The organism is Chitinophaga sp. RAB17 (genome assembly GCF_052114225.1).
Lineage (GTDB): Bacteria > Bacteroidota > Bacteroidia > Chitinophagales > Chitinophagaceae > Chitinophaga.
Genome location: NZ_JBFREI010000002.1, coordinates 1,221,127 through 1,235,825, shown reverse-complemented (window position 1 = coordinate 1,235,825; position 14,699 = coordinate 1,221,127). Strand labels below are relative to the sequence as shown.

The 14,699-nt window shown below is 44.4% G+C and carries 8 protein-coding genes; all 8 read right to left on the bottom strand.

Annotated features, from left to right (window positions below):
* Positions 1–31: 31 nt before the first annotated feature.
* Entirely contained in the window at positions 32–754 is a 723-nt protein-coding gene (locus AB4Z08_RS11020; RefSeq protein ID WP_441573780.1) for an SDR family oxidoreductase, read from the bottom strand.
* A 231-nt stretch (positions 755–985) separates the two neighbouring features.
* Entirely contained in the window at positions 986–2,446 is a 1,461-nt protein-coding gene (locus AB4Z08_RS11015; protein WP_441573779.1) for a RagB/SusD family nutrient uptake outer membrane protein, read from the bottom strand.
* Between the two features lie 12 nt (positions 2,447–2,458).
* Positions 2,459–5,596 carry a SusC/RagA family TonB-linked outer membrane protein gene (locus AB4Z08_RS11010; protein WP_441573778.1) on the bottom strand — a complete coding sequence of 1,046 codons (3,138 nt, stop codon included), beginning with the start codon at positions 5,594–5,596 and terminating at the stop codon, positions 2,459–2,461.
* Between the two features lie 542 nt (positions 5,597–6,138).
* A complete protein-coding gene (locus AB4Z08_RS11005; RefSeq protein WP_441573777.1) occupies positions 6,139–7,242 on the bottom strand; it encodes a redoxin domain-containing protein in 1,104 nt (367 codons plus the stop codon).
* Positions 7,243–7,266: 24 nt separating this feature from the next.
* The gene (locus tag AB4Z08_RS11000; RefSeq protein ID WP_441573776.1) at positions 7,267–8,661 is read right to left on the bottom strand and encodes a TlpA family protein disulfide reductase; all 1,395 of its coding nucleotides are present in this window, start codon (positions 8,659–8,661) and stop codon (positions 7,267–7,269) included.
* 23 nt (positions 8,662–8,684) lie between these two features.
* Entirely contained in the window at positions 8,685–9,578 is an 894-nt protein-coding gene (locus tag AB4Z08_RS10995) for a hypothetical protein (RefSeq protein WP_441573775.1), read from the bottom strand.
* A gap of 25 nt (positions 9,579–9,603) precedes the next feature.
* Entirely contained in the window at positions 9,604–11,100 is a 1,497-nt protein-coding gene (locus AB4Z08_RS10990) for a RagB/SusD family nutrient uptake outer membrane protein (RefSeq protein ID WP_441573774.1), read from the bottom strand.
* Positions 11,100–14,657, bottom strand: a complete 3,558-nt coding sequence (locus tag AB4Z08_RS10985; RefSeq protein ID WP_441573773.1) for a SusC/RagA family TonB-linked outer membrane protein — start codon at positions 14,655–14,657, stop codon at positions 11,100–11,102. The genes AB4Z08_RS10990 and AB4Z08_RS10985 overlap by 1 nt, the downstream gene beginning before the upstream one ends.
* Between the last annotated feature and the right edge of the window lie 42 nt (positions 14,658–14,699).

The window sequence follows — 14,699 nt, the reverse complement described above, 5'->3', positions numbered from 1 at the left end:
CATAAACAAATTCCGGCTGACACCGGAACTACTACCAGGGAATTTCCCCACCATCGTTGAAGAACCTCCCTGTTACCCTGGGGTCTGCCAACATGGCCAGCTGTACAATCGGCTTTGCCCCTTCCGCAACAGTCTTAAAACCCTTAAATCTATTAAGATCGGTCGCAGTATAACCCGGCGTAACACTATTGACCATTATATTTTCAGGACGCAGTTCGTTGGCCAGCATAACGGTAAAAGCATTCAATGCAGTTTTAGAAGATCCGTATGCCGAAAAATCAGCCCAGTTGGGACGTCTGTCGGCAGACATATTCATCGTTAAAGACCCTACTTCACTCGATACGTTAATGATGGCCGGAGCGGGAGATTTCCTTAATAACGGCAACATGATCTGTGTAGTTTGAATAGCGCCAAAATAATTCGTCTCAAATAAACTGCGAATGGTTTTCATACTGCCATCAGCAATTCGTTGCTCCTGTTCACCTGAAATACCGGCATTATTAATTAGTAAATCAAGGGAATCGATCTGACTGTCCAATTCAGCCTTTGCCCTTTTGAGAGTTGCTATATCCGTCACATCGATCTGGATAGCCGCCACATTAAGTATTCCCGAAGCTTTCAACTGATCTGCTGCCTTTTGTCCGGTTACAATATCCCTGCTGCCTATATAAACAAAGTCCCCCAACTGTGCCAGCTGTCTGGCTGTTTCAAAGCCAATGCCTTTATTAGCCCCTGTTATCAGAACTGTCCTCATAAACCCCCATATTAAAATTAAAAAATTCCGGATCAAATTGCCATCGCCATTTCTCAGCAGGACCAAATCCACTGCAAATATCCCCCCGTTTAAGAAAATACCTGTAGCCGAATCCTTCTGGTTTGTAGTCAAATCCCCGATTAAAGGTTGAAGCGCATGCAACTTGGAGGCAAACAACAAAGCCCCGCTACTTTTAGTAACGGGGCTTCTTATTTATAGCGCAATCCGGAATTAATTATCTACGCATAGTTTGTTATAAATCATCTCATCTGAAGAAATAGGCCAGATATATTGTGGAGCTGTTGGCTCAATCACCGGTACCACACTGCTTTTTGAAGGAAAGGAAATGCCGAGACGGGTTACTTCCATGCTACGGAACCCCTCCCCCAGTAATTCAATATGTTTTTCTTTGGTAATGGCGCTCAGCAGCACACCCGCGTTCGCGAAATCAGCAGTAGTATAAGTAACAGAGGCATCGGAGCGATGTCTTACAGCGGACAGCATGGCTACTGCAGTAGCATCTACCGTATTCAACTGCCTGACCCTTGCCTCTGCCACATCGAGCAGTATTTCTGCATACCTGATGACAGGAATAAAATCCGTAAAAGGGCTGGGAGTGGGAAACTTGATCCAGTACTTTTTTGCCCCCAGCACCAGGATGAAATTTCTCCGTGCATCGGTGGCAGACTTCCAGGAAGAGTCGGAAATAATTCCATTGGGATGCAGTGAGTACTCACCGTTGCCGGTGTACGGTTTTGAAGAAGGTGTGAAATAATAGCCAATCTGTGTTTGCGTGCCAGGGAAGTCACCCGTAGCCCCAGAGAAGGGCAGGGAGAAGATGGATTCTTTAGACGTGTAAGGAGTGGTAAACACTTTGAATATATCACCTTCCAGTGCATGCCCGCCGGGTGAAACAAAAGGCGCGCTGGCGGATACCAGTTTAGCCGCTTCCAATATTACTTTATCATACTGCTCCAGGAACAGGTACACCCGGATTTTAAATGCAATAGCGCTATATGCATTCGCATGTGTAATGGCTGTTATTGAACCGGCAGCAGGCTTCGGCAACAAGGCTTCCGCTGAATCCAGGTCCCTGATGATCTGCGCATAGGTTTCATTCACCGTACTGCGCGCCCTGGCATAACTGCCTATCTGGGAATGGCCTTCCCCATGAAGAATCAATCCCGGCTTACTTCCGGCGCCATCCCAATGTGGACGTGCATATAATTGCAGCAAGGAAAAATAACTCACCCCACGAACAAATTTCGCTTCACCGGCATATATCCTGGCAATAGAATCGCCCACTACTTTGTTACCCACGGCATTCATGCCCGTCAAAAAAACATTGACATTATTAATGGTAATATATCCCTGTGACCAGACTTCCTTTACCTCCTGCGCTTCGCCGGTAGGCACCATTCTCCAGCTGGCATTGAGTGTCACATTGTTGGCCTTTTCATTCACAAAATCTTCTCCCCTTACCTCATTGGCAATGGCAAATTTTCCGCCCAGGAACTTCCCGTGTTTCATCACGGAGTACAATCCATTCAATTGACTGTTGATACGGTCTTTTGTTTCAAATGCTTTGAAGTCAGGAATATCGGTGGAAGGCACCGGGTCTAATAAATCCTTCTGGCACGCGCTGAAACCTGCTATAGCTATGATTAGTATGTATATGCAATATTTTCTCATCTTCGTTGCAGTTTATAAGTTAATATTAAGCCCCACCGTAATTGTTCTTCCATTACCGATGGTATTACGATCTACTCCCTGACCGGAAGCATTGTTACCATTGGAAGAAACTTCAGGATCTGGTCCGGGGTATTTGGTGATCAACGCCAGGTTTTGTCCACGCAGAAACACATGCGCGCCGGTGAGATGAATGGATTTGGCCATGCTTTCCGGCAATCTGTACGATAACCCAACCGTGCTTAATTTTACGAAATCACCTTTAAATACATTAGCTGCAATCGCAAAAGAGGAACCATTGGAAATGTTATCCCCATTTACTAACCTCGGCACATCCGTTTGATCACCTATTTTCTGCCACCGGTTCAATACATCTGTGCTGTTGTTCCAGTAACGCTGATCCCTTAAGCCTGCATTACTGCCATAATACACATAAAACCCGGTTTGATAGGTAAGCAGCACATTAAGTTCAAAATCCCTGTAGCGGAAAGTATTTTCAAAGCCACCTAATACTTTAGGATTGGTATTTCTATACGCTACTGCATCTTTCACACCAATAGCTGGTGCTGCTTTGCCATCTGCATATTTATATTTAACGGCATCCGAATTACTGAAATATACCTGTTCGTCTTTGGCATTAATAAAAATCCTCCTTCCTGTGGCGGGATCCACACCGGCGGTACGCACTACATAAAGCATACTCGCGGGATTCCCTACCTTATTGATACTGGTCTGTTCCAGGCTACTGGTTACAAAAGGAATAGCAGTAATATCACCTGCGAGGGAAGTGATTTCATTTTTATTAAACGCTATGTTAAAAGCACTATTCCAGGAGAAATCTTTTTGATCAATCACTGCAGCATTCACACTGAACTCAACGCCTCTGTTATACATACTGCCTACGTTGGTAGGAATGGTAGCAATAGTGGCAGTAGTACTGGTGATAGGAATCCCCGCAGATGGCATTTGTGGTACAAACAGGATCAAACCATTGATGTCATTGTAGTAATAAGAGAACTCACCATTGATCCTGTTATTCAGTAATCCGTAAGTAAATCCTATATCGGTTTTCTTACTGGTTTCCCAGTTCAGATTAGGGTTACCGGCCTGATTAAAATAAATAGAAGAATTACCACCATAAGGAGATGGTTTGTATAACGACAATGCATCATAATCATTCAGTCCTGCGAAATTACCGACCTTACCATGACTGGCCCTGATCTTGAAGCCACTGAATACATTATCCAATCCTGCATTTTGCCAGAAAGCTTCTTTCGTAATTTCCCATCCCGCAGAAAAGCCATAAAAAGTACCTTTCTTGTAATTGGGGCCAAAGGCGGAGAACTGGTCCTGTCTTACGTTAGCGCTTATATAATATTTTTCTTTGTAATTATAATTTAAGCGGGAGAAGGCAGACAATAAATAGTTTTCCCGCCGCAGTAAATATCGGGAGAGATCCACCAGCCATCCGCCTTCGCTGTTGTTAAAATAATTATCCATTTGCTTTTGACGCTGTAATCCATAGCGTTCACGCGCGTCACGTTGCTGTTCGGAGCCCAGTAGTAAACTCAGGTTATGCTTGCCAAAAGAATGATCCAGTTGCATGGTACTGGTCCACACCCAACGCTTGTACTGCGAATAGGTGCTGGTAACATCACCGGTAGAAGCAACGGCATCACCGGATAAATAGTTCAGGTAAACGTCATTGTTCAGCATAATGTAATCCGCACCATATTGTGTTCTCAGGGTCATCCAGCTAAATGGCTTTACCTGCAGATAAATGTTTCCCTGGAAATGATTGGATTCCGTGTTGGAATGATCCAGGTCCAGTAACACCTGTGGATTGTAGATGCCGATCGGCAACTTATTCTTACCGCCGCCTAAACCGGAACCACTTACATTATAGCTGCCATCATCATTAAATGGTGCTACCAGTGGAGACGTCAGGAAAGCCAGGCGGGCAAGACCTCCGGAGTTAAACGCTTCTCCTTCCAGTGAACCGGAAGAACCGGAGATCAGACTTTGTTCATTGGAGTAATTGATCCGCGCACCAACTGTAAATGCTTTGCCTAACTGCTGATCAATATTGAACAGGAGATTTTTACGTGCAAACTCATTCCGCTTCACAATACCCTGTTGCTTCGTATAGCCACCGGAAAAGTAATAGCTGGTATTTTCCGTACCTCCGGAAACATTTATACTATGGCTCTGAGAAATGGCTTTATCACGGTATACCACATCCATCCATTTTGTATCAATATTTTTACCACTGGCATCCTGATTGGGCACATACACATCTGTACTACCGGCATTTTTCAATCCTTCATTTTTTACTTCCAGGTACTGTGCACTGTTCAATACTTCCGGTAACCGCGTTGGTTTGGTACTACCTACCCATCCGCTATAAGATACCTTAGGGCGACCGGCTTTCCCTTTCCGGGTAGTGATAAACACTACGCCATTGGCAGCACGGCTACCGTAGATAGCGGTAGCTGCAGCATCTTTGGCAATGTCAATCGATGCGATGTCAGCGGGATTCACGCTGGCCAATGGATTCAATGGCGCATTGGAGTTACCCACATCACCGGAAAAAGTAGGCACGCCATCAATTACAATCAGCGGGTAAGCACTCATAGAAATGGAGTTAGCCCCCCTGATACGAAACACCGGCGGGTTGTTCACAATGCCATTGGGTACGGTGATTTGTACACCGGCTGCACGACCACCCAAACCGGATTCAAAACTTTGCACTGCCAGCTCTGCTACTGCGCTGCCTTTAATAGAAACAATACTGCCCGTTACATCTTTTTTACGTTGCGTACCATAACCTACTACTACCACTTCCGAAATAGCTTTGGCGTCCGGCAACAAAGTAATACTTCCCGCATTGCTACCATTAATGGTCAACGTTTGTGATTCATAGCCTACAAAAGATGCTTTCAGGGAGGTCACATTTGCAGGTACAGAAAGCGAGAACTCTCCTTTGGAATCAGTAACAGTACCGGTTTTACCTCCGGGTAAACTTACCGAAACACCAGGTAATCCTTTGCCTGATTCATCCGTTACTTTTCCTTTAACAGTGTGGTTAGTCTGTGCAAGCAGGGAAGTTACTGCCAATAGCAGTCCTGCCAGCACGAGTAAAATTTTCCTCATGTCAGATTAGATTTAGATGTTGGTTAGACTATTAAAAAATACTACAGTACTGGTTCAGATTTTGGCATGGAACTCCCGTTCCCGTTCAGATTAACTGATCGCAATGCATTACAAAAACAGTTGTATTTGATATTACAAATAAGTACTACCGCTGACGGTCAATCAGATTTTAGTTGTATAAACAAATTAGATTCAGATTCAGATTCAGATTCAGATTCAGATTATTGGTTGCTCTCACGCTACAGTAAAGAAAATATGCAAAAACCCTTTCAATGATATTTTCTACCAGTTGCTTAAAAATAAAAAAGAAATCAATTATTTCATAGCAATAATGAATATAATTAAATTTCCATTTATGAAAATCAATTCTACCTTTCTTTAAGGACTAGCTATCAGCTTTTTATATATTTAAACCACGCTCTTTTTTCATAAGCAGATCTTTCTCCTTGTAAACCTACATAAAATAAATGCAGACAGCCATCAGTGCATAAAAAGAAAAGCCCCGTATCCGGGCAGATACGGGGCACGTGTTTGATAGACAATTATTTCAGCAACTCACTGAGCTTCTGTTCCAGTCGCTCATTCATATATCCCATTCCGATAATTTTTCCATCAGGTCCAACCAGGAAATTAACCGGGAGTGCCATTACATGATAGTCCTGCGCAACAGGACTGAAAGAAGCTCTCAGGTCAGACACCTGTGCCCATGCCTGTTTATCTTCCGCCACCGCCTGCAGCCATTTTTCTTTTTTATCATCTGCAGATACACTCAGGATTGTAAAGTTTTTATCTTTGAATTTTTCATACGCTGCTTTCAGCGAAGCATTTTGTGCACGACAGGGCCCACACCAGCTGGCCCAGAAATCAATCAGTACATACTTTCCTTTGTAATCAGACAAAGAAACCATTTTACCATTCACATCAGGTAAGGTGAAGTTAGGCGCCACACTACCCATATCCAGTCCTATGCCCATTGTTTTTTTCAGGAAAACAGCACTCGCAGCACGCTGCACATTTTGTGGCTGTTTACCCAACAGCTCCAGCAACTCATCTCTAGGCATCGTTTTATTCAGTACGTTAGCGATGAGGTAAGCAGAAACCGAAGACTTGGGATGTTTACTGATCCATACTTTGGCCACTTCAGACTGTTGCTTGTTAAACGCTTCTATCTGAGGTTGCAATTCATTTGACGTCAGCATATCACCTACATTTTCTGCTTCTTCCTGCCTGATAATTAATTTTCTTTTTTCAGAAAAAGCTGCTGATGTATCCAATATCGTACTACAGATGTCTACCCAATCTTTAATAAAAGGAGATCCGCTATAAGTAGCATTCTGAAAATAAGGACCTTTCCCGGTAATCTTCACTTCCCCAGGTTCAAGGAAAAGAATAGTTCCTTTTTTTTCATCTTTAATACTACCTACACCAATAATAAACACGCCACCACTACCAGTAGTCAGGGTTTTATTAAAGGTGAAGCTATGATTCTTAATCACTGTTGAGTCATATCCTTCCTGGAATGGTGTCCACAAACGCATCATGGTATCATTCGGCAAATCAGGCAAGGTACCGGTGATGACCACCTTATTCTGTGCGGAAGCATTCAGTGCGGCACCCATTGCCAGCATGGCTAGTATTCTTTTCATAAACAAGATTATTACAGATAAAATTTATTTTCTCATTTTCATCCACATACCCAACAGCTGGGTATAAACAGGATCAGAAGGTAATGGTGCAAAAGCAGTCAGGAATTTACCTTCCATGTCTATCATCAGGTAACGAGGCACACCCGTCAGCTGATAATGCTTTACAAAATCCTGCATGTTTTTATCATTTTCATCAGGAGATAACCGCAATTTGATAGCGCTACTTTTTGGGTGTTTATCCAGGTAGCTTTTCCAGACTGCTTCTTCATCCCACGCAATAGACACAAATACAATGGCACCATCCTGTTGCAGAGAATCAGCAATACGTTCAAAATTAGGCAGCTCCGCTACGCAGGTGGCGCACCAGGTAGCCCATAAATCAATAATCACCATCTTTCCTTTATAGTCAGATAATCGTACGGATTTTCCCTGCAGATCAGTTAAGGTAAAATCAAATGCCGGGTGACCTAAATTGAGAGGTTGATATGCATGGTATAGCGAATCATAATAAGCGCGGATTTCCGGCTGACTCACCTTCTGCTGTATCAATTCATAGATATCCGTAAAATGCTCATTGGCTCCATTATAATGCAACGTACTAACCGCATCATTTCCGGCTACCATATGCTTCAAACGATCGCCCACCAGGTGCTCCATCAGGTAAGCCATCCGGCCTTCATCCGCACCAGGCACGCAACCTGTTATATAAGCAGACACATAGGAATCACCTGCTATCAGAGACAGGTACGGATGATCCACTTCTGCATCTTCCTGTAACCAGGCTTTAAATAATACAGGCGTATTTGCCGCATGCACATTTTCATCTTTATACCGGGAAGCGTAATAACCCTTCACCCGCATTTTCATCATTTTCAAATACAAATAGGTAAGCGAGATATCTTCCTTTCCGGTTAAACGTGCACCGGTAATTAACCGCATCGCCAGCTCATGCTTCTGTTCCAGGATCTTTTTATACGCTTCAAAGCTGGTACTAAGTATAACACTATCCCGGAAACGATACAGGCTATCTAACTTGTACAGTAACTGTAAGCGGACAGACTGATTACCGGTAATCACCGCATCTTCACAGTTCACCAACTGTTCATTAAAAGGGCGGCGGCTCATCTTCACCAATAACTGATCACCGGGATGCACTAACACTGGTACGTTGTTAATATAGATCACCTGTGTATATGGGATTTTTAATCTTCCCTTCCAGTTACCGTTACCATTTGCCAGATTCAAGCCTTCCGTCATATTTGCTGTGGACATTGGATTCACCCGGTCGAGGTAACTGATGGTGACCATATTCAACCCATTCACGGAAACGCTGACATCTACACTGGAATCAGCCTTTGTGGCAGCAGACGCCATCTGCATATATAAACAGGCCAACAATAAAATCAATCGGTATCTCATAAAATATAATTTTAAAAAACTATTTAGGGCCGGTTGCCTATGGCCTGCAGATCTATGCCATATTTACGCTGGTAATAGCGCAGTATAATACCCCGCTTCACGCTGATTAATCCGCTTACATCTACCGCCGGCGATAGCAGCGTATGATCCCATTCGGTGGCCGACTTACTGGTAATGGCGGCGATGAAATCTGTAAAATCACGGCCAAGGCAATAGGAATTATTCATTGTACGCCCATCGTGAATACGGGCTACCATGCCAGCTGCATAAAAATCGTCTTCATTCATATTTATGTAATCCGGACTATACAAGGCAAAGCTATCCGGCATTTCCAGTTGCCTGGCATTATAGGCGCGTTTCCATAAGCACTGGTGCAGCCATCCACGCAACATCCTTAACTGTTCCGGTGTTTGTTGCGGTAATTTATTATTCGCCCAGGCAAAAGCCATCATATAATCGGTGGTAGCAAAGCCTACACTGTTCACATATTTAAACACGATCGGTTGTCCAAATTCAGCAATCGACACCAGGGAGTCGATCCGTGCCGGCAATAAGATCCGGTCAGGAAGTACCTGGTATAAAAAACTATCCGGATACAACTGTAAACATTCCTTTAGTAGCAGGTTCAATGCCGGTTCCACATCTGCCGGGTCGGGCTGCCAGGAGGTATCTCGCAGAGAAGTAGTGATGGCATACTTAAAATCTACCGGTGTATATTTATATAAAATATAGCAGTGATACTTTTTATAAAACGCTACAATCGCATCATCATAAGGATGATTTCCCTGCGGTAACTGGTAACCATACTTTTCACCGGAAGGTGTTGGTGCCGTTTCCCGCTTACAGGCAAAGATGCCGGTCAGCAGTAGCAGCAACCACAAAATATCAGATCTGAAATAACGAAAGTATATACGCATACAGCAATAAATTAAAGGTGATGGTTTATTCCGGCAATCTTGCACCGGTGCTTTGCGGATTTTGTACCAGTGCCGGGTTGCGTTGCAACACCACATCCGGTATCGGTAACACATACTGCGGATCACGTGCCCGCAGCCGATATACAGCCACCGTGCTCATGGAAGGCTTAAATACATGCGTAATAGCCGGCATACCATAACGGCGCAGATCAAACCAGCGATGTCCTTCTTCACTAAAAAATTCCCGGCGACGTTCAGCACGGCACTGCTGCAATAGCACATCTGCGGCAGCCATTTCCAGTGGCTGATAAGCACCCGGATCAAAACGATGCTGACGCAAGGCATTCAGATCACTTAGTGCCTGTTGCGCCGCTTCTGCTTTACCATATAACTTATACAACTGTATATTCGCTTCTGCCCTGTTGAGATACATCTCTGCACTGCGCCAGGTGGTTCCTCTTACATTCTCTGCATCGACATTGAATTTTCGCTGGCTGTAATCAATTCCTAAAATCGGCTTTAGAAAATCAGGTACTTCCACAAAATACAGGAAGCTCCGCAAGTCGCCGGCTTCATATGTTTTAGCCAGTGAAGCAGAAAAAGCATACGCCATGTTAAATCCATAAGGCTTATGTTCTTCATAGCTACCAAACAACCATACATTCTCCGTTGTCACGGTATTCATTATAAATTGTCCTTCTTCCAGGTTGATATTTGAAAAGTCCATCAGCTGCGGATGATACTGCATCACCATACCGGCGTGAGCAGCCGACTTATCCCATTGTTCCATAAACAAGGCAACCCTTGAAGCCAGGAAATGCGCAGCGATATAATTAAACCGGTAGGCAGTTTTATTAATTTTATCTACATCCAGCAAAATACAGGCGCTGTCTATATCCTGGCTTATCTGCCGGTATACTTCCGCCACCGTATTCCTCGCAGGATATGTTTCATATAAGTTAGCATCCAGTCGCAGTGGTACACCTAAACTTTTATCAGGTGTAGTAGTACTGTCGTTATAAGGACGGCCATATAAGTTCACCAGCATGAAATAATAATATGCCCTAAGCCCCAAAGCCTGCCCTTTAAGGTATCTTTTGGCCGCATCGCTGCCTATACTACCATCAACGGCTTGCAAGGCCACATTACAGCCCAAAATGAGTTTATAATAATTCGTCCAGGAATTGAAGGCGGCAGCATCGGGACTGCCATTTCGGGTAGCTGCTTCCAGGAAACCAGGTTGCCAGGTGAATACAGGCATATTACCAAATACCGCCTTTTGACTGGTAGCCAGCAAAGGCGTATTATAACATTGTACGTCATCATCCATAAACTGCAACTGCGGCTGCAGCACCACATTATCCAAAGGATAGCCATCGCCAAATAATAACTGGCTATAGTCTTCGGTAGACTTTGGCGTCATATCCGTTTGTGATTTTTCAGCAAGAAATTTTTTACAGGAAACCATTCCTGTCAACGCCATCAGGATACAGATGATCCTTGTTATTGATACCCTTTTCATTAGAACATAACATTAAGCGTGAAAGAATAGGATCTTGTAACCGGCAATGCCGTGGCTCCTGTACCCAATGTTTCAGGATCCTGTCCCAGTAATTTTTTGCTGGCAATAGTAAACGGGTTAGATATGGCACCACCTATATTCACGCCTTTCACACCTGCCTGACGGCATATGCCAGGCGACAGCCGGTAAAAAATATTCACAGTACGGCAGCGCAGGAAACTGGCATTAACCACCCGCAGATCTGACAGGTCATACATCTTGTATACGTCTTCTCCACTTTGCAAAGAAGGTATAGCCACATGCCTTTCTTCTCCAAAGGCAGGAACATCCGTAAATGCCTCATCGCCCGGCTTACGCCATCTTTGCGCCAGCAATACCGGCATATTCCATGATGGAAGAGGTGCCCCACCATCAATACCTTCCCCGTAAATAGCATTCAGGCGTTTATAATTACCATAGCTCAGGTACATATTGAGGTTAAGTGTAAAAGCGCCATATCTTACCCGGGGATTAAAGCCCATGGTAATAAGCGGATCTTTCCGCCCTGAATACACCAGGAAGCTGGCAGGATCAGCATTTGCATCTTTGAAAGTGCCGGTATTGCTAAAACGTGGAATCCCGGTATTATGATCCAATCCCGCATAAGCATATGACCATAAGCTGTTAATCGGTTTACCAGGAATCAATGCGTTACCCGCTAAATAATTGGTATAAAGATTAGCGTATTGACTACTAACGATGTTGTTGTAATTTTTTGCATAAGTGAAATCACAGGAAATTTCCGTCTTATCTGTACGCAGGGGTACTACCTGCAAAAACAGGTCAAACCCACTGTTCGTCATATTTCCGGCGTTGACCACCATGTTATTGATACCATATTCAAAAGGCAGCTCTTTGGTCGCCAGCAGGTCCACACTCTTTTTCATATAGGCTTCCGCGTTAAACGTTATACGGCCGTTAAACAGGGATAATTCTACGCCTCCATTTGACTGGTACGTTTTTTCCCAGCGCAGGTTAGGATAGGCCAGGCTCTTGGTATGCAGTATGTATTCCCCGCTACCCGGATCTATCGGTGATGAAGGATAAGAAGCTATCAATTCTGGTCCTACCTGGTCTACCACATTTCCCTGTGTACCATAGGAAGCATGAAAGCGCAGCCCGCTGATAATACGGCTATCGTTCAACCAGGACTCACGACCTGCATCCCAGCTACCGGAGAATACCATGTTAGGCAAAAAGCGCTGATTGGAATATTGTCCGAACCGGTTGGAACCATCGGCCCTTCCGGTTACACTCAACACATATTTCCCCATTAAACAATAAGTGGCCGCTGCATAAAAGCCCATGTTATTATTCAGTGTATTTACGATAACAGGTTTGTGATAATACGTGGCACCCTTGGCTGCATTGCCGCCCACATTATATTCATCAGAAAAAAAAGATTGCCCTCTGTCCGGGAAATAACCCAGTTCAACAGAAGAAAACCCTTTACGTTGTAATGATTTTATTTCATTTCCCACCATAACGGATACGCGATCACGCCCACCAAAAACACCATGATTATACTCCAGCTGATTGCGCATATTCAGCGCCACCATGTTTTCATGATTAATATTGGCGATGCCTCCGTAAGGCAGGGGGGATGATTTTCTCATACTATCTGTGACGACCTCTCCAAAATCATATCTCCTGATGCCTGATATCATGTAACTCCGATCATAGGCAGCCTGCATTCCCTCTGTGCTTCCCAACTGACCACTAAGCAAGGTGTTCCACTTCCAGGCGCGGGAAATCTGGTAATTCAGCGAGGCAGTTAACATCGTGTTGGTAGTGGTAGCCGTATTAGTCGTTTGGCCGATTTCATTCCCCATATTAAAGGTGAGTGGCTTGTGTAATTCATCCGAAAGACCTGCATCTGTCAGCAAGTCCTTATCAATAGTGCGGGAAGCAGTTACCGCGTAGTCGAAAGGATTCAGATTATAGTATCCGGAAGACCTGATATAACTGGCGTTGGCGCCAATATCTATTGTGAGCCGTTTGCTCAGTACCCCATGCAGATTTAACAACACACTGTATTGTTTATTCCCATCTTCCTTTGCAGCGCCACCGTTATTGGCGTAATTAAAGGAGGTATAATAATTGGTTTTGTCGTTTCCTCCCGTCAGGCTCAGGGAATGGCTGTTACTCAGGGCAGGACGGAATAAACTGGAAAACCAGTCGGTATTGATCGATTCCATGGCGGCAGTGCCGGCGTTCAATTCATCCAGGGTAATTTGTTTATTCAAAAACTTTTGTACTAAACTTTCATACCCCACATTCTTTGGGATATTATAATTCTTCAATCCTTCCTTTAACAATTCCCTGGACAGATCTACCCGCTGCCGGGAATTCATCAGCTGAAACTGGGAATAGGAGGGTCTTGCCTGAAAAGTAAGCGTACCATTATAAGACAGCTGTGCCGGTCCGCTCTTTCCCTTCTTTGTAGTGATCACAATAACGCCATTGGCTGCACGAACACCATAAACGGCAGTAGCAGCAGCATCTTTCAGGAACGTCATGCTTTCAATATCATAAGGGTTCAATCCGGATACAGCATTACCGATAATCGCAAAATTGGCGCCCAGCGCACCACCCATTGCTTCGTTCAGTTGTGCTGGCGTCAGATCTACCGGATCTTCTTTAATCACCCCATCTATTACCCACACCGGCGCCGCATTGCCAATAAAAGTAGAAGTACCGCGGATCCTCATTTTAGGTACGGCATTCGGACTACCGGAATTATTCACAATCATCAGTCCGGGTACTTTTCCCTGCAACATTTTATCTACCGTCGATTGTCCCGGTTGTATAATATCCGCTGCATCCAGCTTAAACACCGCTGCAGTAGACATTCGTTTGTCAATCACCTGGTAGCCATTCACCACTACTTCCCGGATCTCCTGGATAACAGAATCCATCATAATCTTCGCAAATACATTTTGTTTCACCCCCACCAGCATGGGCTTCATGCCTAAGCGGGTAACGCGTAGCTTATCTGTCTCCAATACCACCAGGAAAAACATTCCATCTTCCGTTGTATTGGTACCTACTTTGGATGCTATTGCCTGTACCGTTACGCCGGACAGCGCCGCGCCCTGCTTGTCTGTTACCTGTCCGCTCACCAGAAAACCCTTCCGTTCCGACTGCACTTCCGGTTCAACCCGGGGAAAAATGATGATGCCTGCCAGCCCTGTGCTATAGGTCAGGCTTGTTTTTTCCAACAGCTGTTTCAACAGATCCCGCAGCGGCATATCTTTCGCATCTACTGTAACCGCTGGCTGCTGTTCTATTTCTTCTACATTATAGGTAAACCGTATACCCGTAATAACACGAATGTCTTTCAACACAGCCGGTAATGATTTCCTGACTGCCTTGTAAGTAAATTTCTTATCCAATGCCGGAAAGTCCTGTGCAGATAAGTATTGTGGCCAGGACAGACATAGCAACAGCAGCAAAATAGACATAGCTACGCCATGCACAGCCCCTGCGGCTGATGGCAGCTTAAATAATCTGTTCATTGTTGTACAGCGATTTTAAAATAAAAACGGACATGCTTATAC

Bases quoted from the DNA above. Each gene is read 5' to 3' on its own strand.
- AB4Z08_RS11020 (WP_441573780.1), bottom strand. From the start codon at position 754: ATGAGGACAGTTCTGATAACAGGGGCTAATAAAGGCATTGGCTTTGAA.
- AB4Z08_RS11015 (WP_441573779.1), bottom strand. From the start codon at position 2,446: ATGAGAAAATATTGCATATACATACTAATCATAGCTATAGCAGGTTTC.
- AB4Z08_RS11010 (WP_441573778.1), bottom strand. From the start codon at position 5,596: ATGAGGAAAATTTTACTCGTGCTGGCAGGACTGCTATTGGCAGTAACT.
- AB4Z08_RS11005 (WP_441573777.1), bottom strand. From the start codon at position 7,242: ATGAAAAGAATACTAGCCATGCTGGCAATGGGTGCCGCACTGAATGCT.
- AB4Z08_RS11000 (WP_441573776.1), bottom strand. From the start codon at position 8,661: ATGAGATACCGATTGATTTTATTGTTGGCCTGTTTATATATGCAGATG.
- AB4Z08_RS10995 (WP_441573775.1), bottom strand. From the start codon at position 9,578: ATGCGTATATACTTTCGTTATTTCAGATCTGATATTTTGTGGTTGCTG.
- AB4Z08_RS10990 (WP_441573774.1), bottom strand. From the start codon at position 11,100: ATGAAAAGGGTATCAATAACAAGGATCATCTGTATCCTGATGGCGTTG.
- AB4Z08_RS10985 (WP_441573773.1), bottom strand. From the start codon at position 14,657: ATGAACAGATTATTTAAGCTGCCATCAGCCGCAGGGGCTGTGCATGGC.